The organism is Pseudomonas sp. UBA5666, assembly GCF_002420785.1.
Lineage (GTDB): Bacteria > Pseudomonadota > Gammaproteobacteria > Pseudomonadales > Pseudomonadaceae > Aquipseudomonas > Aquipseudomonas fulva.
In genome coordinates this window covers 477823-503322 of the sequence record NZ_DIIQ01000002.1, presented here as the reverse complement: position 1 = coordinate 503322, position 25500 = coordinate 477823, and the positions used below count along the sequence as shown (strand labels likewise).

Below are 25500 nucleotides of genomic sequence, written 5' to 3'. Positions count from 1 at the left end.
CTATCATGGCCATTCGAAGCTTCCAGCAACACCATCCCAAGCTCGGAGCGCGGGCCTTCGTCGACCGCTCGGCGGTGGTACTGGGCGATGTGGAGATCGGCGAAGACAGTTCGGTCTGGCCATTGGTGGTCGTGCGAGGCGACATGCACCGCATCCGTATCGGCGCGCGGACCAGTGTGCAGGACGCCAGTGTGCTGCACATCACCCACGCTAGCCCGTTCAACCCTGATGGCTTTGCGCTGATCATCGGTGACGAAGTCACCATCGGGCACAAGGTCATGCTGCACGGCTGCACATTGGGCAACCGCATCCTGGTTGGCATGGGCAGTACCGTCATGGACGGCGCCATCGTCGAGGACGAGGTGATCATTGGCGCCGCCAGCCTGGTGCCACCGGGCAAGCGCCTGGTCAGTGGCTACCTGTACATGGGCAGCCCAGTCAGGCAGGTCCGGTTGTTGAACGACCAGGAACGTGCCTTCTTCGCCTACAGCGCTGGCAACTATGTGAAGCTCAAGGACCAGCACCTGGCCGAGGGCTTCGATCAGCCAGACTGATCGTTTTTCCACAGCCATGCGGGCACGGCTTGCCCGCCAGCATGCGGCGCAGCACTCAAGCGGAAACCTTCCCTATGCACCAGCAAAACATTTTGTTCGACCTTGATGGCACCCTGACCGACCCACGCCTGGGTATCACCCGCTCCATCCAGTACGCCTTGGCGAAACTGGGTATCGACGAGCCAGACCTCTCACGCCTTGAACACTTCATCGGCCCACCGTTGTTGCAGGCGTTCATGCAGTTCTACGGTTTCGACGAAGCCAAGGCCTGGGAGGCGGTCAACTTCTACCGTGAGCGCTTTCGCGTCACGGGCCTGTACGAAAACCTCGTGTTCGACGGGGTGCCGCAGCTGCTCGAGACCCTCAATGGCCAAGGCCGCACGCTCTACATAGCGACTTCCAAGCCGTGGGAATTCGCGCGCGAAATTGCCCGCCACTTCGCCTTCGATCAGCATTTCAAAATGATCTACGGCAGCGAGCTGGACGGTACGCGAACCAACAAGGTCGAGCTGATTCGCCACTTGCTGGACGAAGAAGGGCTGGACCCGGCGCACACGCTCATGATCGGCGATCGCAAGCATGACCTGATCGGAGCCCGTAGCAACGGTTTGCAGTCCGTGGCAGTAGGGTATGGGTTCGGAAGCCGCGAGGAACTGATGGCAGAAGCGCCGGCGTTCCATTTCGCCTCCCTGGCCGAGATGCACGAGGCGTTCAACAGGCAACCTCGCTGAAGGGCTGGGCAACCGGCTAGCGCGACCTAGCCCTTGGGCATCAACCCTTGCAAGGCTGCAGTACGCGCTGCGAGGGGCAATGAAGCCAGTTGCCCGACGCGCTCATAAAAGCGTTCCCAGTCACCTTCGACCTGGCGAAACAAAACCGAAAAAGCAGGCACCCACTGGTCGTACAGTCCGAATGGCAGCAATTTCGCATTGTTCATCGGCCCATAGACCCAAGCGTCGTAACGCCTGTCGCCTCCCCATGGGCCATCGCGCAGCGAATGGTAATCGCGCCGCAACCGCTCGAACTCGGCCCGCTTGGCCAAGCGCTTGGTTTGATCATCGGTGGGCGCCGCATAAAGGGCCTGTAGCCGTGCCCGCGTGGCCAGCACCAAGCGAATGAACTGCTCGCGCTGCGGACCATGGTCGTCGCCGGTGGCCGCCAGCCCACGGCTGAGCCGCCATTGCCGCGTGCCTTGCTGCTCCACGAACGACGCGAATGACTCGTTGAAGGCCGTATCGTCTTGCACATAGACACGCTGATGAGCCAGCTCGTGAAAGATCAGTGTGGCCAGGCGCTCTTCACCCCAGCCCATCATCGATGACAGGATGGGGTCATCGAACCAGCCCAGGGTCGAATAGGTTTCAACGCCGCCCACATAGACGTCAAGGTGCTGCTGGCGCATCAACGCCGCTGCACCCCGTGCTGCGCCCTGACGATAATAGCCGCGGTAAGCCACGCACCCGGCAATGGGAAAACAGTGGGTGACTGGCTGAAGCGACAACTCGGGGGTGGCGAAAACATTCCACACGACGTAGGGGCGGCCCAAGTCGGCGTACATCGTGTAGCTTCGGTTGTCGGGCAATTTCAGCTGCTGGGTGGCGAACGCTCGCGCTTGTTGGGCGTACTCCAGCCGAGCGCGCAATGGCACAGACGTGGCAGGATCAGCCATCACCTTCGTCACGGGCCGACGCGCCTGCAGCAGCTCCCACTGGCCGGCTGCCAGCTGGCCATAGTAGCCAGCGCTGCTGCAACCGTTGAGCAGCGCGGCGACCAGTAGCGGAACAAACCGGGTGAAAACACGGTCGAGTGCCCCAGGGTCTGAGCGCTGCGCAAGCACTATTCCAAGCATCGTTTACCGTCTTATTCGCTCAACCCCATTCGCCTAAAGATTATCGTGCCGAAGGGGAGTTTCGCCATGCGCGCATTGTGGGTTACCGGTTCCTTGCTGTTGACAACGGCCTGTTCGACATTGCCCGACCCCGACCCCTCTCAGGCGTGGGTCGACCTTGAACCAGGCCAGCAGACGTCCCTAGATGCGGTGAAAGTCGATGCACGCGACTGGGACGACAACCGTTATTTCCAGGTACCGCCCGGCAACCATGAACTGACCGTGCGCTACCAATTCCCGGTGGCGCCCAGCAACATCGGTCCCGTCGACGCCCCGCTATGGCGTGATTGCCAGGTCAAGGTAGCCTTCAAGGGCTTCGATGCTGGCGAGCGGTACCAGCTGCAGGCTGGCAGCATCGGCTTCCGTCCCTGGATCAAGCTCTATGATCAGCAACAGAAACTGGTCAGCCAGGGCGAACCGGCAGGCTGCCAACGGACGTAAAGCATCCAAAACAGCGCTATGCTTGTCACATATTCACTGCAAGTGGAAAACCCTGCCATGCGCCAGCCCATGATGCTGATCGCCCTCAGTGCACTGGGAGCTTGTGCCAGCCCCCTACCGCCCAAAGATCCCAAACAGGCCTGGGTAGACCTATACACCATGACACCCGGCAGGGTCATCATGGCCGACCGCCTCGATGGCAAGCGCCTGGACGATGGCCGTTATTTTCAGGTGACGCCCGGCAAGCACGAACTGATCGTACGTTTCGACTATGAGATCTACGCGGGCGGGTTCTCTACCGACCCCAGGGACCGTACGTGCTACCTGACGGTGCGTTACGATCACTTCGAGGCAGGGGAGCGTTATCGGCTTGAGGCAAGAGCGCCGGTGATGGAGCCACAGGTGCTGCTGTATGACTCAGCCAGGGCCGTGGTCGTCAACGAACCTAGCAGGGTCTTCTGCATCCCTTAGGTTTCCTTAATGACCCGCTGTTGGCAGGCTTACTGATCATTCTTCTGATAAATGATCTTGCGGGCACCGCCATCGCAGCTGCCGACCACCATATTAGGGTCCTGCACTTCGCTGTTGGGCACGATTTCAAGGGTATAGGACGGCACGCCCTGGGCCTGGATCTTGGCCTCGATTTCTGCCTTCAACTCCTCGCATGGCTTGATTGCTGCCAGTGCCGAAGTTGTCATCAGGGAGACCAGTAAAGTTGTAGCGATGCGAATCATGGGCGGCTCCAGTAAAGGCAGCGAAGCTGCCGGGTTTTCAGATTACCGCAAACCGCCCACGGCTGGAGCGATCAGCTTACCAGCTTGGCATCCAGGGTAATGTCGGCGTTGAGCACCTTGGACACGGGGCAGCCTTGCTTGGCCTTATTGGCGATTTCCTGGAACTGCTCTTCGCTCGCCCCTGGTACCTTGGCGCGGAGCACCAAGTGCACTGCGGTGATGGCAAAACCATCGCTTTGCTTGTCCAAGGTGACTTCTGCCGCTGTGTCGATACGCTCGGGCGTCAGCTTGGCTTCGCCCAGCATCATCGACAGCGCCATCGAGAAGCACCCAGCGTGGGCGGCGCCGATCAGTTCTTCCGGGTTGGTGCCCGGCGTATCTTCGAAACGGGTGTTGAACCCATAAGGATTGTTCTTGAGCGCGCCGCTTTCAGTGGAGATCTGGCCCTTGCCGTCCTTGAGACCACCTTCCCAGATTGCCGATGCTGTCTTCTTCATGATGCCTCCCGGTCATTGGTTAAGTACCTATCTATTCAGAGGCTGGTAGCCTGATGAGAGTTCAGCTCAATCCGACAGGGGACATTGAATCCAACGATTGCGCCCATACAGAGTCAAAAGGCCTCAGGCCAACCATCATTGCGGAGGCTTCATGACGCAGTTGCGAAATCTGAAAATATCCACCCTTGATCTGGTGCCAGTGCGCGCCGACCAGGGGCCCGCGCAATCACTGCGCAATTCGCTGGACCTGGCGCAACAGGTCGAGCGTTTCGGTTACAACCGTTTCTGGGTAGCCGAGCACCACAACATGGACGGCATTGCCAGCTCGGCCACCTCAGTGCTGATCGGTTACCTCGCAGGCGGTACATCGCGTATCAGGGTAGGTTCCGGGGGCGTCATGCTGCCCAACCACGCGCCGCTCGTCGTGGCCGAGCAGTTTGGCACCCTGGCCAGCCTCTACCCCGGCCGTATCGACTTGGGCCTGGGCCGCGCTCCAGGGTCCGACCAGATGACCGCCCACGCATTGCGCCGCGACCGGGCCGGCAGTGCGGATGATTTCCCGGATGACGTCGAAGAGTTGTCGCGCTACCTGGGCCCACGCACCGATGATCAGAAGGTGATTGCCGTACCGGGACACGACACCGAAGTACCTATCTGGTTGCTGGGCTCTAGCTTGTTCAGCGCCCAATTGGCCGGCATGCGTGGTATGCCCTATGCCTTCGCATCGCATTTTGCGCCGCGCTACATGCACGAGGCCATTCGGGTCTACCGCAACCACTTCAAGCCCTCTACCACGCTGGACAAGCCCTACGTCATGCTCGGCATCCCCATGGTAGTGGCCGAGACCGATGAGAAAGCCGAGTACCTGGCCACGTCGGTTTATCAACGCATCCTGGCCTTGATTCGCGGTCAGAGCCTGATGCAGAAGCCCCCGGTAGAAACCATGAATGGCTTGTGGTTGCCGCATGAGCGCGATGCAGTGGGCAGCTTCATGGGGCTGGCGATGATCGGGAGCCCAGACAAGGTCCGTGCCAAGGTCGACGTGTTGCTGGAGCAGACAGGGGCCGATGAACTGATCTTTACCTGCGACCTGTACGAGCACGCAGACCGGATACGCTCCTACGAGTTGCTGGCTCAGGCCCTGCAGTCAGCCTAGCGGTTGAGCAGGGCGCGCCGCGGAGCGAACTGGGCCAGGCCGGCCTCTTGATGGGTGGCCGGCAGCCGAGCAAACGGCCGTATGCCCGAACCCCGTGGTCAACCCACGGGGTTCGGTGGCCCTTTAGTTGCGGCTGTAAACGATTTCCTTGGTACCGCCTTCACAACTGCCCACCACCTTGCCAGCGGGATCGCCCTTGTCCACGACCGTCAGCATGTAATTTTGCACGCCCTTGGCATCGAGCTTGGCAGCGATTTCCGCTTTCAGCTCTTCGCACGGCTTGCCGGCCGCCATCACGCCGCCCGCCAGGGTCATCAGGCCCAACGCCAGAACCACTTTGTTCATCACTTGCTTTCCTTGTGCAGATGAAATCGCAAAAGGCGCCCATCAGGCGCCTCGTCTAAGTCTTACCCCATCGCGCCAGGCACATCCAGCCCGGACCTGTATCAGCTGTTGGTGATACGGAAGCCGACCTTCAGGGTCACCTGGAAGTGCTCGACTTTGTTGTCGCGAATATGGCCGCGGGTGCTGACGACTTCGAACCACTCCATCATCTGCACGCTTTTGGAGGCTTCGGCCAGGGCATTCTGGATTGCATCTTCGATACCGGTGGTGGATGAACCTACCAGTTCGAGCATTTTGTACGTGTGGTGATCGGACATGTGTTGACTCCTTGGATGGCGATAACGTTGAGCGCTAGCAGCGCAGTGCTGGTTTACCTGCGAGCAGGCGCAGCGGCAGAAAGTTCGATCGCACTTTCGCTTCGCTTGATAGTCGCACTCTCTAGAGCCCATAACGCGAAGGAGAGTCAACATGCCCCGCAACTCGCTGCGTAAAACATCACTGGAAAGCATGGAAGCCGAGATCGAGAGCCTCCTGAAGAGCCTGGAAAGCCTCAAGAACGACGCCTCCGAGGAATCCCAGAAGTCCCTCAAGGCTATCCGCAGCAATGCCGAGACGGCCCTGAAGCACTCGCGCAGCCTACTGAGCGACGCTTACGAAGAAGTCAAAGACCGCACGGTCAAGACCAGCATCGCTACTCGCGACTATGCCCAGGAACACCCCTACACCACCGCTGGCGTGGCAGTAGGCGCACTGGGCCTGCTGGCTGCCTACCTGCTGTGCAAGCGCAACTAAACGCTCTGCCCAGCCAACTCGGCGCATAACCACTGCGCCAGCTGCTCGGCGCGCCCATCCGCGGCGCGCCGTGGCACCCACAGCGCCAACGCTGCAGGCGTTGCGCTAAAGCCCCATGGCGCGATCAGGCGCCCTGCACGCAAGTCATCGGCCACCAGTGGCTCCGGCGCGATGGCCACCCCCAATCCTGCGACTGCGGCTTCCAACAAGTAATACAAGTGCTCGAACGACTGCCCATATTTCATCGCCTGGGCATCGAGGTCATTGGCCAACGCCCAGGTAGGCCAGGCTTGCGGGCGCGAGGTGGTGTGCAGCAAGGATTCTTCCAAGAGCTGGCTGACAGCCGCTTTACGCAGGCGCCCGGTGCCCTCGTAGTGCGGGCTGACGACTGGCCCGATACGTTCCTGCGCCAGTACGTGAACCTGCATGTCCGCTGGCCACGGCGGTTCGGCATAGACCAGCAACGCATCCAGCCCAGGGCGACGCGGGTCCAGGTCACCCTCACCGGCAGAAAGATGCAGGCGAAGCTCAGGCAAGTCGGCATTCAGCCGTCCCAGGCGCGGGATGAACCAACGCGCCAGCAAGCTTCCGGAACAGCCAAGCACGAAAGGGGCGTGCTCCACTTCGCGGGTCAGCTCCCGGCATACCCCACGCAGCCGATCAAAGACCTCACCACTGACGTCACGCAACCTGGCGCCTGCATCTGTGAGTTTGACACCTCGCCCATCCTTGGCGAACAGGGCCACGCCAAGGTGCGCTTCGAGCGCTTTGATTTGCCGGCTAACTGCGCCGTGGGTGACGTGCAGCGCCTCGGCTGCCTGGCTGACGCTGTTGAGCCGGGCAGTTGCCTCGAAGGCGCGCAACGCATTGAGAGGAGGGAGATCACTGGCCATTACGTGTGAGTTTTCCTGACAAGTCAGAGCAATCTTATCGGTTTTCATCGGAGCAGGTCATGGTTACAGTAAAGCCCATCACTCATTCGTTATGCCTTGGAGCGTCTCATGACCCAGTCCCAATATCGCCCCGGCCCCGATGCCAATGGCCTGTTCGGCTCGTTCGGCGGCCGCTACGTGGCCGAAACCCTGATGCCACTGGTACTGGACCTGGCCCGTGAATACGAAGCGGCCAAGGCAGACCCTGCATTTCTCGAAGAGCTGGCTTATTTTCAACGCGACTACATCGGCCGTCCCAACCCGTTGTACTTCGCCGAGCGCCTGACCGAGCACTGCGGTGGCGCCAAAATCTACTTCAAGCGCGAGGAACTCAACCACACCGGCGCGCACAAGGTGAACAATTGCATCGGTCAGGTATTGCTGGCCAAGCGCATGGGCAAGAAGCGCCTGATCGCTGAAACCGGTGCCGGCATGCATGGCGTCGCTACCGCCACCGTGGCGGCGCGTTTCGGGTTGCCTTGCGTGATTTACATGGGCGCTACCGACATCGAGCGGCAGCAGGCCAACGTGTTCCGCATGAAACTGCTGGGCGCTGAAATCGTGCCGGTCACCGCTGGCACCGGCACCTTGAAAGACGCCATGAACGAGGCTCTGCGCGACTGGGTCACCAATGTCGACGACACCTTCTACCTGATCGGCACCGTGGCCGGCCCGCACCCCTATCCAGCCATGGTCCGGGACTTCCAGTCGATCATCGGCAAGGAAACCCGCGCCCAGATGCAGGAAAAGGAAGGCCGCCTGCCGGACAGCCTTGTGGCATGCGTGGGTGGCGGGTCCAATGCCATGGGCCTGTTCCACGAGTTTCTTGAAGAGCCGAGCGTTCAGATCATCGGTGTCGAGGCGGGCGGGCACGGCGTGCAGACCGACAAGCACGCTGCCAGCCTGAACGGCGGGGTGCCTGGGGTACTGCACGGCAACCGTACCTACTTGCTGCAGGATGCCGACGGCCAGATCACCGATGCCCATTCGATCTCTGCAGGCCTGGACTATCCGGGCATCGGCCCCGAGCACGCCTACCTGCACGAAGTGAAGCGGGTCGAATACGTCAGCATCACCGATGACGAGGCCCTGGATGCCTTCCACGCATCCTGCCGGCTCGAAGGCATCATTCCAGCGCTGGAAAGCGCCCACGCGCTGGCCGAAGCCATCAAGCGCGCTCCGTCCTTGCCCAAGGACCACCTGATGGTGATCTGCCTGTCGGGGCGCGGAGACAAGGATATGCACACCGTCATGAACCACATGGCCGCCCAGGAGAAACAGGCATGAGCCGTCTTGAACAACGTTTCGCCGAGCTGAAAACCGAAGGCCGCGCAGCACTGGTCACCTTCGTCACCGCAGGTGATCCAGGCTATGACGCCTCGCTCCAGATTCTCAAGGGCCTGCCGGCGGCAGGTGCCGACGTGATCGAACTGGGCATGCCGTTCACCGACCCCATGGCCGATGGTGTAGCGATCCAACTGGCCACCCTGCGCGCGCTTGAGGCTGGCCAGACCTTGGCCAAGACGCTCCAGATGGTCCGCGAATTCCGAGTGGATGACCAGACCACGCCGATCGTGCTGATGGGTTACTACAACCCGATCCACCGCTTTGGCGTGGAAGCGTTCGTGGCCCAGGCCAACGAAGCCGGTGTCGATGGCCTGATCATCGTCGACCTGCCACCTGAGCATGACGACGAACTGGCCAGCCCGGCCCAGGCTGCGGGTATCGACTTCATTCGCCTGACGACCCCGACCACCGACGACGCGCGCCTGCCCCGCGTGCTGCAGCGTAGCTCCGGCTTCGTCTACTACGTGTCGGTGGCCGGTGTGACCGGTGCAGGCTCGGCGACTACCGAACATGTGACCGAAGCCATTGCACGCTTGCGTCGCCATACGGATTTGCCGATCAGTGTAGGGTTCGGCATTCGCACCCCCGAGCAGGCGGCCAATATCGCCCGCCTTGCCGACGGTGTGGTGGTAGGCTCGGCCCTGGTCGACAAGATTGCCCACGCGCAGAACCCCGGTCAGGCGGTAGACGATGTGTTGAGCCTGTGCTCGGCGTTGGCAGAAGGGGTGCGTGGCGCTCGGCGCTAACCGATGGTTGTCGCTTCAAGGGTTGCTCGGTGCCCGAAGCTATCCTGGGACTACTTTGCAGTCCCAGGATTTCAACTTTCCACAGAGGTTTCCGGACACGCTCCGCGACTCATCGGCGCCAGTCCGGCGCCCCGGCAAGAACGTTCCTGAGATTGGGATCGCCCAATCAACGCCCTTCGCCAAAGCCCGACAAGTCCAGAGGCCGCAACGCTCCCATCCAGATCGCATGATCGCGGTGGTCTGCCAGCTCATCCCCCGTCAGCGGGTGCAGAAACACCACCAGCCCCTTGCGGTGCAGCGCCAACCAGGGCAGCACCACGCCAATGAGCTCCGGCTCGAACGCCAACTGGCAGCTCCAGTCGGGATGCGGCCCAACCGCCCTGGTGTGCATACGCCCCATGACGACCGGGAACAGCGCCGCTGCCTCCTCGCACAAGGCTCGCGCGTGCTCAAGGGTCGAGGCATCGTAGTACACGTGGGCGTGATAACCCTTGATTCTCTGCACAGCTACTCCTGATGTGCGTCGATTCTGACAACCTGCCACAAGCGGGCCCAGCATCTCAGAGGCTACGCTCGTGCTCAAGCCAATCCACGAACCGTCCGATCAACGCCCCGCGACGCTTGCGCGGCGGCAGCACGGCGTAATAGCCGCGCGCCGACCGCAAGCTGCCCTCCAACGGCCGACACAACAACCCTTGATCGACCAGCCCATCGACCAGATGCCGCCAGCCAATCGCCATGCCCTGGCCCGCGATGGCAGCCTGGATCAACAACGTGTAGTTGTCGAACCGCAGCTGCCCCGCAGGCGGCGCGCTGGTCACTCCTAAACCGCGAAATACACCTGCCCAGTCGAACCATCGGCTGGCCTGTTCACCCTTGAGGTGCAGCAGCGGCAAACGCTGCAAGGCCGCAGCAGACAAGGGTTTGCCATGGATAAGACGAGGGCTGCATACCGGGAAAACTTCCTCGTCGAACAGCCAACGGCTCTCGCCTTGATGAAAACGCCCATCGCCGAACAGCACCGCCACGTCGATATCCGGGCGCAACATGCCCTGGCTTCGCTCACCTGTTACCAGGCTCACATCGACCTGAGGATACGCTTCATGAAAGCGCTGCAGTCGGGGCATCAACCAGAACGCAGCGAACGCAAAATCCGTTGCCACCTGTAGGACTTCACGCTGTGTGCGCCCGCTTGCGCGGGCCACGCCATCGTCCATGGTGTGCAGCCCCTGGCCGACATACTCGAACAACACCTGGCCCGCTTCGGTCAGCTCGATGCCCCGGTAGATACGGTCGAACAGCCGCGTGCCCAGCTGCGCCTCCAGGCGTTTTATCTGCTGACTGATCGCCGGCTGCGTGGTGCCCAGCTCCAAGGCAGCTGCCGTAAAGCTGCGCAAGCGCGCGGCGGCCTCGAACACGCGCAACGTATCCAACGACAATCCCGCAAGGTGCTCGAACATAAGCCTGGCTAATCCCACACATTGCCCTACAGGGGCTTTACCCCCGTTATGCACCGCCTCATCGTGGTAGGCAAGCATTCCGCATAACCTTCAACGATGGAAGCTTGCATGAAACGCCCTAATATCCTGTTCATCATGGCCGACCAGATGGCAGCGCCGCTGCTGCCCATCTACGCTGACTCACCCCTTCAAATGCCTCACCTCACTCGCCTGGCCGCTCAGGCCGTGGTGTTCGATTCGGCTTACTGCAACAGCCCGCTGTGCGCGCCCTCGCGCTTCACCCTCGTCAGCGGTCAGCTGCCCAGCCGCATTGGGGCCTATGACAATGCAGCAGATTTCCCCGCCGATATCCCCACCTACGCCCATTATCTGCGCCGCCTGGGTTACCGAACGGCACTGTCAGGCAAGATGCACTTCTGTGGGCCTGATCAATTGCACGGCTACGAGGAACGCCTGACCAGTGATATCTACCCGGCCGACTACGGCTGGGCCGTGAACTGGGATGAGCCTGACGTGCGACCAAGCTGGTACCACAACATGTCCTCGGTGCTGCAGGCAGGGCCATGCGTGCGTACGAACCAGCTGGATTTCGACGAGGAAGTGGTGTTCAAGGCGCGTCAGTATTTGTATGACCATGTCCGTGAAAACGACGGCCGTCCGTTCTGTCTGACAGTGTCCATGACCCACCCCCACGACCCTTACACCATTCCCAAACGCTACTGGGATCGCTACGAAGGTGTGGATATTCCGTTGCCCAGGCACACCGATAGCCAGGCGTCACTCGATCCCCACTCCCAGCGATTGCTCAAGGTCTACGACCTTTGGAACAAACCGCTTCCTGTGGACAAAATCCGCGATGCTCGGCGGGCCTACTTCGGCGCATGCAGCTATATCGACGACAATATCGGTCAATTGCTGCAAACCCTCGAGGAATGCAACCTCGCCGACGATACTTTGATCGTGTTCTCGGGCGACCATGGCGACATGCTGGGTGAGCGTGGCCTCTGGTACAAGATGCACTGGTTCGAGATGTCAGCCCGTGTACCGCTACTGATCCATGCCCCGCAGCGCTTCGCGCCCGGACGCGTCAGTGCGTCCGTCTCGACCTGCGACTTGCTGCCCACCCTGGTCGAGTTGGCAGGTGGGGCTGTGGATAAATCCCTTCACCTGGATGGCCGCTCTCTGCTTGGTCATTTGCAAGGGCAGGGCGGTCACGACGAGGTCATTGGTGAATACATGGCCGAGGGTACCGTCGGCCCGCTCATGATGATTCGCCGTGGTTCCTACAAGTTCGTGTACAGCGAGGACGACCCCTGTCTACTCTATGACCTGAGCCGCGACCCGTACGAGCGGGAGAATCTGGCTACCAGCCCGGATCATCAAGCATCGATGCAGGCGTTCGTCACCGAGGCGCGCCAGCGCTGGGACATACCCGGCCTGCGCCAGCAAGTGCTGGCCAGCCAGCGACGTCGCCGTCTGGTGGCCCAGGCACTGGCCATTGGCAAGTTGAGCAGCTGGGACCACCAACCTTGGGTGGACGCCAGTCAGCAGTACATGCGCAACCACATCGATCTTGATGACCTTGAGCGCAAGGCACGTTATCCACAGCCCGCCCCACTGGATTGAAAAGAGAGCCCGCCATGCATACGTTCGCTGCTACCTTGTTCGCGCTAGCCGTCAGCCTGGGCACACTGAGCGCCCAGGCCGCCGATGACAACGCGCAGTGCTCAACCGTCAAGCTGGCCGACCCTGGGTGGAGTGACATCGCCACCACCAACGCAGTGGCCCGCCTGCTGCTTGAACCCCTGGGGTACCAGGTCAAGGTGGACAGCCTGGCGGTGCCGATCATCTATGGCGGGCTCAAGGACGGCCAGGTCGATGCCTTTCTTGGAAGCTGGATGCCTGCGCACCAAGGCTTCCATGACAAATTCGTCGCCAACGGGGATGTGCAGCAGCTCTCGCGCAATCTGCAAGGAACCGAATTCACCCTGGCGGTGCCGGACTACGTGTGGAATGGCGGGGTACGCGATTTCGCAGACCTGAACAAACACGCCGATCAGTTTGGCAGGAAGCTCTACGGCATTGGCTCAGGCGCGCCGGCCAACCTCTCGCTACAAGCGATCATCAAGGATGATGCCTTCGGCCTGGGCAAATGGAAGCTGGTGGAGTCCAGTGAGCAGGCCATGCTGGCCCAGGTGGACCGAGCGGTCAAGAAACAGCAGTACATCGCCTTCCTCGGCTGGACGCCTCACCCCATGAACGTGAAGCTGAACATGCATTACTTGACCGGTGGAGAGAAGTGGTTCGGCAGCAAAGGCGACGTGTTCACGCTGACACGCAAGGGTTATCCACAAGCCTGCCCGAACGCGGCAAAGTTGCTGAGCAACTTGAGCTTCACGCTGGACATGGAAAACACCATCATGGCCGAGGTTGTGGATAAGAAGATCAGCTTCGACGATGCCGCCAAGGCCTGGGTGAGAGCACATCCCGAAGCACTGGATGGTTGGCTGACCGGCGTGACCACCAAAGAGGGTGCGGACGCCGTTGCGGCCGTAAAAAGAACGCTGTAACGCGTTAATGGGGAGCGGGTCTGTCTGCGGTTGATTCGTGAAATAGATCGCTTCTCCAGAACAGACCCATTCGGGGGATTTTGATCGCACTATGCATCGCCTCATACGCCTGCTGCCCTTTCTGGGCTGGCTGCCGCGCCAGACGCGCCACAGTTTGCGTCAGGACCTGCTGGTGGGTTTGAGCGGCGCCATCCTTGCGCTGCCGCAATCCATCGCGTACGCCCTGATCGCCGGCCTGCCAGCAGCATATGGGCTGTACGCGGCCATCGTCCCCGTGCTGGTCGCCTGCCTGTGGGGATCCTCCTGGCACCTGATCTGCGGGCCGACGGCGGCCATTTCCATCGTGCTATACGCCAGTGTCAGCCCGTTGGCGGTAGCAGGAAGCGATGACTACATCACCCTTGTGCTGCTGCTGACCTTTCTGGGCGGTGTCTTCCAGCTACTGCTGGGGCTTTTGCGTTTCGGGGCCCTGGTCAATTTCGTCTCGCATTCGGTAGTGATCGGCTTCACCCTTGGGGCCGCCGTGGTCATCGCGCTGGGGCAGCTGCCCAACCTGCTTGGGCTGGACTTGCCCAGCCAGGCTACCGCCTTGAAGACAGCTCAAGACCTGGCCAGCCATGCCGGTGAGATGGACGTGCCGTCCTTGATACTGGGAGCGCTCACCGTGGTAATGGGCATAGCGCTGAAACTATGGCGTCCCCGCTGGCCCAGCCTGTTGATAAGCCTGTTGGCCGTCAGCCTGCTGGCGTGGCTGCTGCCCGGCGTGTTCGGGCACGTGCCGCGTGTACCGGCGTTCGAGGGGCGCCTGCCCCCCTTGAGTGCCGTGCCGCTGCTGGACGTGGACCTGATACTGCGCCTGCTCCCCAGCGCCGTGGCCGTTGGCATGCTGGGGCTGGTGACCAGCTTGTCCATCGCACGTTCGTTGTCTGCGCGCTCCGAGCAACTGATTGACGCCGACCAGGAAATACGTGCCCAAGGGCTCTCCAACATCGTCGGTGCGTTCTTTTCCGGCTACCTCTCGTCGGGCTCGTTCACCCGATCGGGCCTGAGCTATGACGCAGGCGCACGCTCGCCCATGGCCGGCGTGTTCTCGGCGCTTTGGGTAGCGGTGTTCGCCGTCGCTGGTGCCGGCCTGATCGCGCACCTGCCGATTCCGGCGATGGCAGGCAGCATCCTGTTGATTTGCTGGGGGCTGGTTGATCGCAAGGCCATTGGCGCATTGCTGCGTGTCAGCCGTGCCGAGTTCGCGGTCATGGCGCTGACGGCAGCGGCCACCTTGCTCTTGGAATTACAGACGGCCATCTATGCCGGTGTGCTGGTTTCCCTGTTCTTCTACCTCAAGCGCACCTCGCGCCCGCGGATCCACCAGAGCCGCGAAGGCGATGCGGACATCTTGCGTGTAGGCGGGTCGATCTTCTTCGGTGCTGCGCATTACCTGCAAGTACGCCTGCAAGGTTGCCAAGGCCCGCAGGTGGTCATGGATGCGCGGCAGGTGAACTTCATCGACTATTCAGGGGTGGACATGCTGCACCGCGAGGCGAGGCGGCTGGCGCGAACAGGCGGTAGCCTGACCTTGCGCGGCGCCAGGCCACAGGTGATCGAAGAGCTGCATAAGCTCGAAGGCCCGGCGCGTTGCCCAATCCGGTTCGAGGACTGAGCAGCCACACCCAGCGCCGCTCAGTAGCCCAGCTGGCGGTCAGCCCCGCGCCAGTTGGCGGCGCAGTTCAGCGAGAACCGGTGCAGTGTCCGGCCGCACGCCGCGCCACACATAAAAGGCTTCGGCTGCTTGTTCGGCCAGCATCCCCAGGCCGTCCAGCACCTTGGCGGCGCCATGTTGGGCGGCCCACTGGCAGAACGGCGTTGGCGCCTTGCCATACATCATGTCGTAGCACACCGTGCGCCCGGGTTCGATCAGGCTGCTGGCAATCGGTGGCAGCTCACCGGCCAGGCTGGCCGAGGTTGCATTGATGATCAGGTCCACTGGCTCTTGCAACCAGGCGAACCCACTGGCCACCACCGGCCCCAGTTCATCGAACGCCTCGGCCAGGCGTTCGGCCTTCTCCACCGTGCGGTTGGCGATCACCAGTGACTGCGGGTTGTGTGCCAGCAGCGGCTCCAGCACCCCGCGCACGGCGCCGCCGGCACCGAGGACAAGGATGCGTTTACCTGCCAGTTCAACACCGGCATTGACGGTGAGGTCACGGACCAGCCCCGCGCCGTCGGTGTTGTCACCCTGCAAGGTACCGTCGGCCAGCTTGCTGAGCGTGTTCACCGCACCTGCGCGACGTGCGCGCGGGGTAAGGCTGTCGCACAGGCGATAGGCTTCTTCCTTGAATGGCACGGTAACGTTGCCACCGCTGCCTTGCTTGAAGAAGCCGCGCGCGCAGTCACTGAAGTCATCCAGCGGCGCCAGCAGCGTGGCGTACTCCAGCTCCTGGCCGGTCTGTTCGGCGAACAGGCGGTGAATCAGCGGCGACTTGCTGTGGCCGATCGGGTTGCCAAAAACGACGTACTGGTCCATGACGGCTCCTTGAATGGTTACAGGCTTACTGGCCGAGCCAGTCACGGTCTTGCAGGAAGTACTCGGTCAGCCGTGCCTCTTCGCTGCCTGGCGCGGGTTTCCAGTCGTAGCCCCAGCGTACCTGCGGTGGCAGCGACATGAGGATGGACTCGGTGCGCCCACCAGACTGCAGCCCGAATAGCGTGCCACGGTCATAGACCAGGTTGAACTCGACGTAGCGGCCCCGGCGAAACTCCTGAAATTCACGTTGCTGTGGGGTATAGGCCGTCCCTTTTCGGCGCTGCACGATGGGCAGGTACGCGTCGATGTACGCGTCGCCGATGGCACGGATGAAGGCGAAGCAAGTATCGAAGTCCCATTCGTTCAAGTCATCGAAGAACAGCCCGCCGATGCCACGGGGCTCACCCCGGTGCTTGAGATGGAAATACCGGTCGCACCAGGCCTTGTAGCGTGGGTACACATCGGCGCCGAAGGGGGCGCAGGCCTGTTCAGCGATTCGATGCCAGTGCACGCAGTCTTCCTCCACGCCGTAATACGGCGTCAGATCGAAGCCACCGCCGAACCACCAGACAGGCTCTTCGCCTTCCTTTTCGGCGATGAAAAACCGAACGTTGGCGTGGGAAGTAGGCACGTGCGGGTTGTGCGGGTGGATCACCAGCGACACCCCGAGCGCCTGGAAACCGCGCCCAGCCAACTCCGGCCGATGGGCGCTGGCCGAAGGCGGCAACCCGGTGCCGAACACATGGGAGAAGTTCACCCCGCCTTTTTCGATGACGGTGCCTTCGCCGATCACCCGCGTACGGCCCCCGCCACCGGCTTCGCGCACCCAGGCGTCCTCGACGAAGCGGGCGCCGCCGTCTTCGCGTTCCAGGGCTGAGCAGATGCGGTCTTGCAAATCGAGCAGATAGGCTTTCACAGCCTCGGTGCGGCTAATCATCGGGTCACCAGGAGCGGGCAGGAAACAAGTGGCGCGTAGCATAACACCGCCTGCCAGCGCCCCGCAGTTGACGGCAGTCAAGCAAAGGCGTCCGATAGAAGCCCCTTTCCCGATCCCCAATCCAGGAGTACGAGATGGCCAAGCGTATCCAGTTCAACCAGCACGGCGGCCCCGAAGTGCTGCAGTGGGTGGACTTCGAACCCGCCGACCTTGGGCCTCAGCACGTGCGCGTGCGCAACCATGCTGTGGGCTTGAACTTCATCGATACCTATTTCCGCAGCGGGTTGTACGCGCCGCCGTCCCTGCCTTCGGGCCTGGGCACCGAAGGCGCAGGGGTGGTCGAGGCCGTGGGCCAGGGCGTGTCACGGTTGAAGGTCGGCGACCGTGTGGCGTATGGCGGGGGCCCATTGGGCGCCTATGGCGAGGTGCACACGCTGCCTGAGGCCAACCTGGTCAAATTGCCAGAGGCCATCAGCTTCGAGCAGGCTGCCGCCGTCATGCTCAAGGGCATGACCGTGCAGTACCTGCTCAAGCAGACCTACGCTGTGCAGCCTGGCGATGTGATCCTGTTCCATGCGGCCGCAGGCGGCGTTGGTTCGCTGGCCTGCCAGTGGGCAAAAGCGCTGGGCGCCAAGCTCATCGGCACCGTGAGCTCTGCCGGAAAGGCCGAGCGGGCCAAGGCCTTGGGCGCCTGGGCCACCATCGACTACAGCCACGAGGATGTCGCCAAACGGGTGCTGGAGCTGACCGACGGCAAGAAATGCCCAGTCGTGTATGACGGCGTGGGCGCCGACACCTGGCTGACGTCGCTCGATTGCCTGCAACCGCGGGGGTTGATGGTAAGCTTCGGCAATGCCTCGGGCGCGGTGAGTGGGGTGAACCTGGGGATTCTGGCGCAGAAGGGCTCGCTGTACGTCACTCGGCCGACCCTGGCGACTTACGCCAACAACGCCGAGAACACCCAGGCCATGGCCGATGACCTCTTTGCCATGATTGCCAGCGGCCAACTGACGGTGGATATCCAGCAACGCTACCCGCTCAGCGAAGCGGCCAAGGCCCAGAGCGAGCTGTCGGCGCGGCGGACCGTGGGGTCTACTATTTTGTTGCCTTGATTGGCAGAAGGTCGCGTTATGGCGACCAGGTGCTTGCCTTGGTTTTTGTAGATCGAGCGCCGCCCACGCGGCGCTTCGCGGGACAAGCCCGCTCCTACATCCGTTGCAACGCGACCACGCCTGTAAGTCCATGGTTGTCAGCCTTGCTGGCATGACTGGATTTCAAGGCGGGCATTGATGCCGCCGCCTGCCTCAAGCTATACATCAAGGCGGGCAACCATGGCCTGACAGGTTCGGCACGTTGCAACAAATGTGGGAGCGGGCTTGTCCCGCGAAGCGCCGCGCGGGCGGCGCTCGATTTCACAGGCGCTAAAAACTAAAGGCGGACACCTGTCAGCCCTCACACCTTCTTCTGCGACGGCGGATTCGACTCGATGCCATTCAAGATGGCCTCGACCACACCTTCTGCCATTTCAACGGCATGCAGATTGGACCAGAACAGGCCACGACCTTCTTCGCGCATATGGTCCAGGGCCTTGTAGCCGGCTTCGTACGCACAGCGCAGATACAGGGCGACATGCACCAGGGCGTCTTCAGCGGAGATGTCTGGGTTAACCGCAAACAGCGGCCGGTGACCTGCGTCGCAGCGGCCGAATGGGTGGGTGGAAGTTGAAGGAAGGGGTGGATCAGGGACTATTTTTTTCATTGGAAAATGCTCCTAACGCCGCCACGTACCACTACCACGCGAATAGGTGGCGACTGTACGCGGGGTGGTAGACCCGGGCATTTTCCAATCCAGGCAGGCTCGAAAGCCTCCCACGCACAGTCGCCATAGACTGTCATAGAAAGAATGCATCCGGGCTACCACACCCGATCGCCAAGGTATTTGGCGACAGCTGAAGCCTATGGGGAGAGGTTCCTACTGAGAAGGTGATGGCAGGGGACGCGGCTCGTAGGATATTTCCCAAACCGAATATCAAACAACCGCCTTGGCAAAAATCAGAAAAAACCAAGGGGTCATGAGGGGGATGGCTCAGGCGCTCGGCCCAAGCCTGGTCAGCAGGTGCCTCAACCCGGTCGTACCACCTCGCCAGTAGCCAGATTGCGAATCAGGCTCGGGTTCTTCCGACCGCCCAATGCCCCGCCCAGTACCAGATCCAGTTGCCCATGAAAGTACTGCTCCACCCGCAGCCGGGTCTTCGCCGCAGGGCGCCCGCCAGGGTTGCACGACGTGGAGATCAGCGGCCCGACCAATGCGCACAGCTCGCGTACCACCGGGTGGTCGCTGACGCGAAGCGCTACGGTGTCGTGCTGCCCGGTCACCCATTCAGGCAGTAGATCCTGATGCGGCACCAGCCAGGTGTTGGGCCCAGGCCAAGTGCTGGCCATTCGGTCGATCCAGTCTTCGGGGAAGTCTTCGAACAGGAAGTCGAACTGGCGGATGTTGTCGGCGACCAGGATCAACCCTTTATCCACAGGCCGCGACTTCAGTGCCAGCAGCCGATAGACCGCATCCTCGTTCCATGGGTCGCAGCCCAGGCCCCAGACCGCCTCCGTCGGGTAGGCGATCACTGCGCCTGCCCGGATCTCACGTGCGGCTTGTTGCACACGAAAACTGCTCACCATTGATGTTTCTCCACTGGGAATGTTGCCTGGGCGCAGTTTACTCAGCCCGAGCGGGCAAACCAACGCCCCGCTTGATTGCTGACCCGGCCATCGAGCTCCAGTTCGGTGAGCTGCGCCAGCACCTCTGCCAGCGGCTGCTCACTGCAATGGGCCAGGCTTTCGGTGGTCTGCGGTGCAGCGTGCAATAGCGCCAGCAGCGGGTGATCGAACGTGTCCGCACGGGCCGGGGGCAGGTTCTGCCAGCCTTGCAGGGTTTCGAGTATCTGCCCGACGCTTTCGACGAGCAGTGCGCCGTCGCGGATCAGCTGGTGACAACCCTTGGCGCCGGGATGGTGAATGGAGCCTGGAATGGCATAGACCTCCCGGCCCTGCTCGGCGGCGAGCCGCGCCGTGATCAGCGAGCCACTGGCCAAGCTGGCCTCGACCACCAGCACACCCAACGAAAGACCGCTGATGATGCGGTTGCGCCGGGGGAAGTTAGCCGGCAGCGGCCCGGCGTTGAGCGGGTACTCCGACACCAGTGCACTGCCGTTGTCGATCATCGCCTCGGCCAACTGCTTGTGCCGCTGTGGATAAAGTTTTTCGAGCCCTGTGCCCAGTACGCCTATCGTGGCCCCTCCAGCCTGCAGCGCGGCGCGGTGAGCGGCGCCATCAATGCCTACTGCCAGGCCGCTGGTGACGACGAAGCCTGCCTGGGCAAGGTACCTGGCAAACGCTCCAGCCGTGTCCACCGCCGGCGGCGTCGCGCGGCGGCTGCCCACGATCGCCAACTGCGGGCGGCTGAGCAGCGATGCGTTCCCCGTCACGAACAGCAGCGGCGGGGCGTCGTCGATTTCGGCGAGCAGCGGGGGGTAGTCTGGGCTGTCCCACATCAGCAATTGCTGGCCCGGACGCTCTAGCCAGCGCATTGCGGCACTGGCCGCATCCCGCACTTCAGGGCTGCGCCTTGCATCGATACTGGCATGGGGAATGCCCAGTGCGCGCCAGGCCGAGCCGGGGGCACTGAGCGCCGATGAGGCACTTCCGAAGGCCTCGATCAGCGTAGAAAAGCGTCGCAAGCCGGTCTCGGGAAGGCAATGCAGGCGCAAGCGCGCCTCCAGTTCCGCAGGTGGGCAAGTGGATAAGGAGCAATCAGACATCGGCAATCATCCTTGATGCAAAACGGTTGATTCAGGCTGCGCAGCCTGTGGATAACTCTGTGAGTAACACTTTGAAAAGCTGTCCATTGGCTGGGGGCTATCACGCCAATAGTCACCCTAGACGAGCTTGCCAGGTGCCGAAGTCCGCGTTTCCCTTTATTATGTGTGTTCAGTTTTCAACCAAACGCACAGTGACTGCCTGACCTTATGGCCATTTTGAACATTCTCGAATTCCCGGACCCGCGCCTGCGCACCATCGCCAAACCGGTGACGGCGTTCGACGACGCCCTGCGCCAGCTGATCGACGACATGTTTGAAACCATGTACGAAGCCCCTGGCATCGGCCTGGCTGCGACCCAGGTCAACGTGCACCAGCAAGTCGTGGTGATGGACCTCAGCGAAGACCGCAGCGAGCCACGCGTCTTCATCAACCCGTCGGTCGAGGAACTGACCGATGACATGGGCCAGTACCAGGAAGGCTGCCTGTCGGTGCCGGGCTTCTACGAGAACGTAGACCGGCCCCTGCGTGTCAGGGTCAAGGCCCAGGATCGCGACGGCACACCGTTCGAGCTGGAATGCGAAGGCCTGCTGGCGGTGTGCGTGCAGCACGAATTCGATCACCTCAATGGCAAGCTGTTCGTCGACTACCTGTCGCAGCTCAAGCGGGATCGAATCAAGAAGAAGTTGGAAAAACAGCACCGCCAGCAAGCCTGATTCCCACCTCCCAGAAGGCTTGCTCCGGCAAGCCTTTTTCTTTTTGCAGCGAGAACACCATGCGCATCGTCTTTGCAGGCACTCCCGAGTTTGCCGCCGAACACCTCAAGGCCCTGCTCGACAGCCCTTACGAAGTCGTGGCCGTCTACACGCAGCCCGATCGCCCGGCAGGCCGCGGTCAAAAGCTGATGCCCAGCGCCGTCAAGGCGCTGGCCGTAACCCATGACATCCCGGTGATGCAGCCGCCGAGCCTGCGCAATGCCGAGGCCCAGGCACAATTGGCAGCATTGGAACCCGACCTGATGGTCGTGGTTGCCTACGGCCTGATCCTGCCCCAGGCGGTGCTCGACATCCCGCGCCTTGGCTGCATCAACAGCCATGCGTCCCTGCTGCCACGCTGGCGCGGGGCGGCCCCGATTCAGCGGGCCGTGCAGGCGGGCGATGCCGAAAGCGGCGTAACCGTCATGCGCATGGAAGCGGGCCTGGACACCGGCCCCATGCTGCTCAAGGTCGTCACCCCGATCAACGCCATTGATACCGGCGGCAGCCTGCACGATCGCCTGGCGCAAATGGGACCGCCGGCCGTCATCCAGGCCATCGCCGGGCTGGCCGATGGCACCTTGCACGGCGAGGTACAGGACGATGCCCTGGCCACCTATGCGCACAAGCTGAACAAGGACGAGGCGCGTCTGGACTGGTCGCTGCCCGCTGAACAGCTGGAGCGCCTGATCCGGGCATTCAACCCCTGGCCGATTTGCCACAGCACGCTCGACGGGGAAACCGTGAAGGTGCTGGGTGCGTGCCTGGCCACAGGGCAGGGCGCACCCGGTGAAATCCTGGCGGCCAGCAAAGACGGCCTGGTGGTGGCTTGCGGCGAGCAGGCGCTCAGCCTGACCCGCCTGCAGTTGCCTGGCGGTAAAGCCTTGGCCTTCGCTGACCTGTTCAACAGCCGCAAAGAGAAATTCACGCCCGGCAAGGTGCTCGGCCAATGAACCCACGCCTGGCTGCCGCCCGTGCCCTTGCCGCTGTGCTCAGCGGCAAGGCCTCCCTGAACAGCTCCCTGCCCGCGCAACTGGACAAGGTCGAGGACCGCGACCGCGGGCTGACCCAAGACCTGGCCTTTGGTACCGCGCGTTGGCAGCCGCGCCTGGACCTGCTGGCAGCGCAGCTGTTGCAAAAGCCCTTCAAGGCCGCCGATGCCGACGTGCAGGCATTGTTGCTGATTGGCTTGTACCAGTTGTTCTATACACGCATCCCGGCTCACGCCGCCATTGGTGAAACCGTGGGCTGCGCCGACAAGCTGAAAAAACCCTGGGCCAAGGGGCTGCTGAACGCCGTGCTGCGCCGTGCTCAGCGCGACGGCGAAGCGATGCTGGCCGACATGGAGCGCGACCCTGTGGTGCGCACGGCGCACCCACGCTGGCTGCAGAAGGCGCTCAAGGCCTTCTGGCCGGATCAGTGGGAAGCCATCTGCGCCGCCAACAATGCGCACCCGCCGATGATCCTGCGCGTCAACCGCCGCCACCACAGCCGCGACGGCTATCTGAAGCTGCTCGCCGATGCAGGCGTCCAGGCCCAGGCCTGCGCGTACAGCCGTGACGGTATCGTGCTGGCCGAACCGCGGGACGTACGCGGTCTGCCAGGCTTTGCCGAGGGCTGGATCAGCGTCCAGGACGAAGCCGCGCAACTGGCCGCCGACCTGCTGGACCTGGCGCCCGGTCAACGCGTGCTCGACGCATGCTGCGCCCCTGGGGGCAAGACCTGCCATGTGCTTGAAGCCCAAGCCGGGCTCTCTCACGTGGTGGCCATCGACCTTGAAGCCAAGCGCCTGGTACGCGTGCGGGAAAACCTCGACCGCCTGAAGCTCGACGCCGAGCTGATCGCCTGCGATGCCCGCGACACGGCCAGCTGGTGGGACGGCAAACCGTTCCAGCGCATCCTGCTGGACGCGCCTTGCTCGGCGACTGGCGTAATCCGTCGTCATCCAGACATCAAGCTCACCCGCCAGGCCGAAGACATCGCGCCGCTGGCGGCCTTGCAAGGCGAGTTGCTCGATGCCCTGTGGCCGACATTGGAGGTGGGCGGCATGCTCCTGTACGCCACCTGCTCCAGCCTCCCGACCGAGAATACCGAGGTCATCGGCGCGTTCCTGGCACGCACGCCAGGCGCACGCGAGCTGGACCTGGCCACCGAAGCGGGCCTGCGCCAGGCGCATGGACGCCAGTTGTTGGCTCAGGAAGGCGGCCACGACGGTTTCTACTATGCCAAGCTGATCAAGATTGCCGCCTCGCGCGGTTGAGCACACTGGAGAGTAGCGGATGAAGATCATCATCCTGGGCGCCGGCCAGGTGGGCGGGACGCTTGCAGAGCACCTGGCCAGCGAGGCCAACGACATCACCGTGGTCGACACCGATGGCGACCGCCTGCGCGACCTGGGTGATCGCCTGGATATCCGCACCGTGCAGGGGCGCGGGTCGCTGCCGACGGTGTTGCGCCAGGCCGGCGCCGAGGACGCCGACATGCTGGTTGCCGTGACCAACAGCGACGAGACCAACATGGTCGCGTGCCAGGTGGCCTACTCGCTGTTTCACACACCGACCAAGATCGCCCGGGTGCGCGAGTCGGCCTACCTGACCCGTGAAGAGCTGTTCGACAACGACCACATTCCGGTCGATGTGCTGATCAGCCCGGAGCAGGTCGTCACCCACTACATCAAGCGCCTGATCGAACAGCCCGGTTCGTTGCAGGTGATCGACTTCGCCCAGGGCAAGGCGCAGCTAGTGGCCGTGAAGGCCTATTACGGCGGCCCGCTGGTCGGCCAGCAGCTGCGCCAGATACGCGCGCACATGCCCAATGTGGAAACCCGGGTGGCGGCGATCTTCCGCCGTGACCGTTCGATCACACCGCGCGGTGATACGGTGATCGAGGCCGATGACGAGGTGTTCTTCATCGCCGCCAAGAAGGACATCCGGGCGGTCATGGGCGAGCTGCGCCGTATCGATGAAACCAACAAGCGTGTCGTCATCGCCGGCGGCGGGCAGATAGGCGAGCGCCTGGCCGAAGCCATCGAAAGCCGCTACCAGGTGAAGATCATCGAGATGAACCCGGCACGCTGCCGGTACCTGTCCGATACGCTGGACAGTACCGTGGTGCTGCAGGGCAGCGCATCGGATAAAGACCTGATGCTGGAAGAGAACATCGCCGACACCGATATCTTCCTGGCCCTGACCAACGATGACGAAGCCAACATCATGTCGTCCCTGCTGGCCAAGCGCCTGGGTGCGCGCAAGGTCATGACGATCATCAACAACCCGGCCTATGTGGACCTGGTGCAGGGCGGTGAAATCGACATCGCCATCAGCCCGCAATTGGCCACCATCGGTACCTTGCTGGCGCATGTGCGCCGTGGCGATATCGTGAGCGTGCACTCGCTGCGTCGTGGTGCAGCCGAAGCCATCGAGGCTGTGGCCCACGGTGATGCGAAGTCGAGCAAGGTGGTGGGCAAGGCGATCGAGGACATTACCCTGCCCCCGGGGACGACCATCGGTGCCATCATTCGCCACGACAGTGTGCTGATCGCGCACGACACGACAGTCATCGAATCAGGTGACCATGTGATCCTGTTCGTTGTGGACAAGAAACACATTCGGGATGTGGAGAAGCTGTTCCACGTCGGCTTGAGTTTCTTCTAGGAGGCGGGACATGCGCCAATCGTTGGAAAAGATGCTGGCCAAGGGTGTGGATAACCCGTTGTTGCGCTTTGGCCTGGGCAAGGCGTGGCTCGACGAAGGCGATGGTGCCCAGGCTGCCGTGCACCTGGCTCGCTGTGTCGAGCAGGACCCCACCTATTCGGCAGCCTGGAAGCTGTTGGGCAAGGCCTACCAGTTACTGGGGGACCTGCCAGCTGCGCGCAAGGCCTGGGAAGATGGCATCGCGGCGGCGCAGGCCCATGGCGACAAGCAGGCCGAGAAAGAAATGACGGTGTTTCTCAAGAAACTCGACAAACGCTGAGTGCGCTGTCGCCGACACGTCGGCTGCCAGACAGCCGC

General features: G+C 62.3%; 30 protein-coding genes. 17 read left to right on the top strand and 13 right to left on the bottom strand.

The features are described from left to right. Window positions 1-5: 5 nt before the first annotated feature. Window positions 6-554 carry a gamma carbonic anhydrase family protein gene (locus tag B2Y33_RS02630; protein WP_023532446.1) on the top strand — a complete coding sequence of 183 codons (549 nt, stop codon included), beginning with the start codon at window positions 6-8 and terminating at the stop codon, window positions 552-554. A gap of 74 nt (window positions 555-628) precedes the next feature. Further along, window positions 629-1285, top strand: coding sequence for an HAD family hydrolase (locus B2Y33_RS02625; protein ID WP_206405062.1), 657 nt, complete (start codon window positions 629-631; stop codon window positions 1283-1285). Between the two features lie 26 nt (window positions 1286-1311). On the opposite strand, the gene B2Y33_RS02620 is transcribed toward B2Y33_RS02625, so the two are convergent. Continuing rightward, window positions 1312-2403 carry an aminopeptidase gene (locus B2Y33_RS02620; protein ID WP_028687750.1) on the bottom strand — a complete coding sequence of 364 codons (1092 nt, stop codon included), beginning with the start codon at window positions 2401-2403 and terminating at the stop codon, window positions 1312-1314. Between the two features lie 66 nt (window positions 2404-2469). Between B2Y33_RS02620 and B2Y33_RS02615 the strand changes: the two genes are divergently transcribed. Both B2Y33_RS02615 and B2Y33_RS02610 read left to right on the top strand, forming a co-directional pair. Then, window positions 2470-2883 carry a hypothetical protein gene (locus B2Y33_RS02615; RefSeq protein ID WP_027913270.1) on the top strand — a complete coding sequence of 138 codons (414 nt, stop codon included), beginning with the start codon at window positions 2470-2472 and terminating at the stop codon, window positions 2881-2883. Between the two features lie 57 nt (window positions 2884-2940). Continuing rightward, a complete protein-coding gene (locus tag B2Y33_RS02610) occupies window positions 2941-3354 on the top strand; it encodes a hypothetical protein (RefSeq protein ID WP_206405063.1) in 414 nt (137 codons plus the stop codon). 29 nt (window positions 3355-3383) lie between these two features. Here the strand turns inward: B2Y33_RS02610 and B2Y33_RS02605 are convergent, their stop codons facing one another. Together B2Y33_RS02605 and B2Y33_RS02600 are read right to left on the bottom strand one after the other, a co-directional pair. After that, window positions 3384-3617, bottom strand: coding sequence for a DUF1161 domain-containing protein (locus B2Y33_RS02605; protein WP_027913271.1), 234 nt, complete (start codon window positions 3615-3617; stop codon window positions 3384-3386). A gap of 71 nt (window positions 3618-3688) precedes the next feature. Beyond that, window positions 3689-4114 (bottom strand): OsmC family protein, encoded by a 426-nt coding sequence (locus B2Y33_RS02600; RefSeq protein WP_027913272.1) that lies wholly within the window; start codon window positions 4112-4114, stop codon window positions 3689-3691. Window positions 4115-4265: 151 nt separating this feature from the next. Here B2Y33_RS02600 and B2Y33_RS02595 point away from each other — a divergent pair, with 151 nt between their 5' ends. Then, window positions 4266-5270 (top strand): LLM class flavin-dependent oxidoreductase, encoded by a 1005-nt coding sequence (locus tag B2Y33_RS02595; protein ID WP_206405064.1) that lies wholly within the window; start codon window positions 4266-4268, stop codon window positions 5268-5270. A 123-nt stretch (window positions 5271-5393) separates the two neighbouring features. Here B2Y33_RS02595 and B2Y33_RS02590 read toward each other — a convergent pair whose 3' ends face one another. Both B2Y33_RS02590 and B2Y33_RS02585 read right to left on the bottom strand, forming a co-directional pair. Beyond that, window positions 5394-5615, bottom strand: a complete 222-nt coding sequence (locus B2Y33_RS02590; RefSeq protein WP_206405065.1) for a DUF1161 domain-containing protein — start codon at window positions 5613-5615, stop codon at window positions 5394-5396. Window positions 5616-5716: 101 nt separating this feature from the next. After that, a complete protein-coding gene (locus B2Y33_RS02585) occupies window positions 5717-5932 on the bottom strand; it encodes a dodecin (RefSeq protein ID WP_023532741.1) in 216 nt (71 codons plus the stop codon). Window positions 5933-6083: 151 nt separating this feature from the next. Here B2Y33_RS02585 and B2Y33_RS02580 point away from each other — a divergent pair, with 151 nt between their 5' ends. Continuing rightward, entirely contained in the window at window positions 6084-6407 is a 324-nt protein-coding gene (locus B2Y33_RS02580; protein WP_023532474.1) for a DUF883 family protein, read from the top strand. Here the strand turns inward: B2Y33_RS02580 and B2Y33_RS02575 are convergent. Then, window positions 6404-7300 (bottom strand): LysR family transcriptional regulator, encoded by an 897-nt coding sequence (locus B2Y33_RS02575; RefSeq protein ID WP_206405066.1) that lies wholly within the window; start codon window positions 7298-7300, stop codon window positions 6404-6406. The genes B2Y33_RS02580 and B2Y33_RS02575 overlap by 4 nt on opposite strands. 108 nt (window positions 7301-7408) lie before the next feature. Here B2Y33_RS02575 and trpB point away from each other — a divergent pair, with 108 nt between their 5' ends. Further along, window positions 7409-8626 (top strand): tryptophan synthase subunit beta, encoded by a 1218-nt coding sequence (gene trpB / locus B2Y33_RS02570; RefSeq protein ID WP_023532832.1) that lies wholly within the window; start codon window positions 7409-7411, stop codon window positions 8624-8626. Continuing rightward, window positions 8623-9432, top strand: coding sequence for a tryptophan synthase subunit alpha (trpA, locus tag B2Y33_RS02565; RefSeq protein ID WP_027913275.1), 810 nt, complete (start codon window positions 8623-8625; stop codon window positions 9430-9432). The genes trpB and trpA overlap by 4 nt, the downstream gene beginning before the upstream one ends. A gap of 166 nt (window positions 9433-9598) precedes the next feature. Here trpA and B2Y33_RS02560 read toward each other — a convergent pair whose 3' ends face one another. Together B2Y33_RS02560 and B2Y33_RS02555 are read right to left on the bottom strand one after the other, a co-directional pair. Then, entirely contained in the window at window positions 9599-9937 is a 339-nt protein-coding gene (locus tag B2Y33_RS02560) for a DOPA 4,5-dioxygenase family protein (RefSeq protein WP_206405067.1), read from the bottom strand. Window positions 9938-9992: 55 nt separating this feature from the next. Next, window positions 9993-10892, bottom strand: a complete 900-nt coding sequence (locus B2Y33_RS02555; RefSeq protein ID WP_206405068.1) for a choline sulfate utilization transcriptional regulator — start codon at window positions 10890-10892, stop codon at window positions 9993-9995. Between the two features lie 108 nt (window positions 10893-11000). On the opposite strand from B2Y33_RS02555, the gene betC reads away from it, so the two are divergent. From betC to B2Y33_RS02540, 3 genes are all read left to right on the top strand, one after another. Next, window positions 11001-12518: a choline-sulfatase gene (betC, locus tag B2Y33_RS02550; RefSeq protein WP_145278719.1), complete on the top strand. Its 1518-nt coding sequence runs from the start codon at window positions 11001-11003 to the stop codon at window positions 12516-12518. Window positions 12519-12532: 14 nt separating this feature from the next. Next, window positions 12533-13462, top strand: coding sequence for a choline ABC transporter substrate-binding protein (gene choX / locus B2Y33_RS02545; protein ID WP_197873900.1), 930 nt, complete (start codon window positions 12533-12535; stop codon window positions 13460-13462). Between the two features lie 91 nt (window positions 13463-13553). Then, on the top strand, window positions 13554-15119 hold the full coding sequence (locus B2Y33_RS02540) for a SulP family inorganic anion transporter (protein WP_181073839.1): 1566 nt from the start codon (window positions 13554-13556) through the stop codon (window positions 15117-15119). Window positions 15120-15158: 39 nt separating this feature from the next. Here B2Y33_RS02540 and aroE read toward each other — a convergent pair whose 3' ends face one another. Further along, complete coding sequence (gene aroE / locus B2Y33_RS02535) at window positions 15159-15983, bottom strand: shikimate dehydrogenase (protein WP_027913281.1); 825 nt, start codon at window positions 15981-15983, stop codon at window positions 15159-15161. A 25-nt stretch (window positions 15984-16008) separates the two neighbouring features. Beyond that, window positions 16009-16920: an oxygen-dependent coproporphyrinogen oxidase gene (gene hemF, locus B2Y33_RS02530; RefSeq protein WP_023532527.1), complete on the bottom strand. Its 912-nt coding sequence runs from the start codon at window positions 16918-16920 to the stop codon at window positions 16009-16011. Window positions 16921-17054: 134 nt separating this feature from the next. Here hemF and B2Y33_RS02525 point away from each other — a divergent pair, with 134 nt between their 5' ends. Further along, the gene (locus B2Y33_RS02525) at window positions 17055-18032 is read left to right on the top strand and encodes an NADPH:quinone reductase (protein WP_206405069.1); all 978 of its coding nucleotides are present in this window, start codon (window positions 17055-17057) and stop codon (window positions 18030-18032) included. A gap of 340 nt (window positions 18033-18372) precedes the next feature. Here the strand turns inward: B2Y33_RS02525 and B2Y33_RS02520 are convergent, their stop codons facing one another. The 3 genes from B2Y33_RS02520 to dprA form a co-directional block, all read right to left on the bottom strand. After that, entirely contained in the window at window positions 18373-18678 is a 306-nt protein-coding gene (locus B2Y33_RS02520) for a DUF3077 domain-containing protein (RefSeq protein ID WP_027913283.1), read from the bottom strand. A 362-nt stretch (window positions 18679-19040) separates the two neighbouring features. Further along, a complete protein-coding gene (locus B2Y33_RS02515) occupies window positions 19041-19598 on the bottom strand; it encodes an L-threonylcarbamoyladenylate synthase (RefSeq protein WP_027913284.1) in 558 nt (185 codons plus the stop codon). A 41-nt stretch (window positions 19599-19639) separates the two neighbouring features. Further along, window positions 19640-20737 carry a DNA-processing protein DprA gene (dprA, locus tag B2Y33_RS02510; protein ID WP_027913285.1) on the bottom strand — a complete coding sequence of 366 codons (1098 nt, stop codon included), beginning with the start codon at window positions 20735-20737 and terminating at the stop codon, window positions 19640-19642. A gap of 207 nt (window positions 20738-20944) precedes the next feature. Here dprA and def point away from each other — a divergent pair, with 207 nt between their 5' ends. The 5 genes from def to B2Y33_RS02485 are packed head-to-tail and all read left to right on the top strand — an operon-like array spanning window position 20945 to window position 25462. Further along, window positions 20945-21451, top strand: coding sequence for a peptide deformylase (gene def, locus B2Y33_RS02505; RefSeq protein ID WP_023532616.1), 507 nt, complete (start codon window positions 20945-20947; stop codon window positions 21449-21451). A 59-nt stretch (window positions 21452-21510) separates the two neighbouring features. Continuing rightward, window positions 21511-22443 (top strand): methionyl-tRNA formyltransferase, encoded by a 933-nt coding sequence (gene fmt / locus B2Y33_RS02500; protein WP_027913286.1) that lies wholly within the window; start codon window positions 21511-21513, stop codon window positions 22441-22443. After that, window positions 22440-23750, top strand: coding sequence for a 16S rRNA (cytosine(967)-C(5))-methyltransferase RsmB (gene rsmB / locus B2Y33_RS02495; RefSeq protein WP_028686818.1), 1311 nt, complete (start codon window positions 22440-22442; stop codon window positions 23748-23750). Before fmt ends, rsmB begins: the two co-directional genes overlap by 4 nt. A 19-nt stretch (window positions 23751-23769) precedes the next feature. Next, window positions 23770-25143 carry a Trk system potassium transporter TrkA gene (gene trkA / locus B2Y33_RS02490; protein WP_027913288.1) on the top strand — a complete coding sequence of 458 codons (1374 nt, stop codon included), beginning with the start codon at window positions 23770-23772 and terminating at the stop codon, window positions 25141-25143. Between the two features lie 10 nt (window positions 25144-25153). Continuing rightward, entirely contained in the window at window positions 25154-25462 is a 309-nt protein-coding gene (locus B2Y33_RS02485; protein WP_027913289.1) for a tetratricopeptide repeat protein, read from the top strand. Window positions 25463-25500 lie beyond the last annotated feature (38 nt).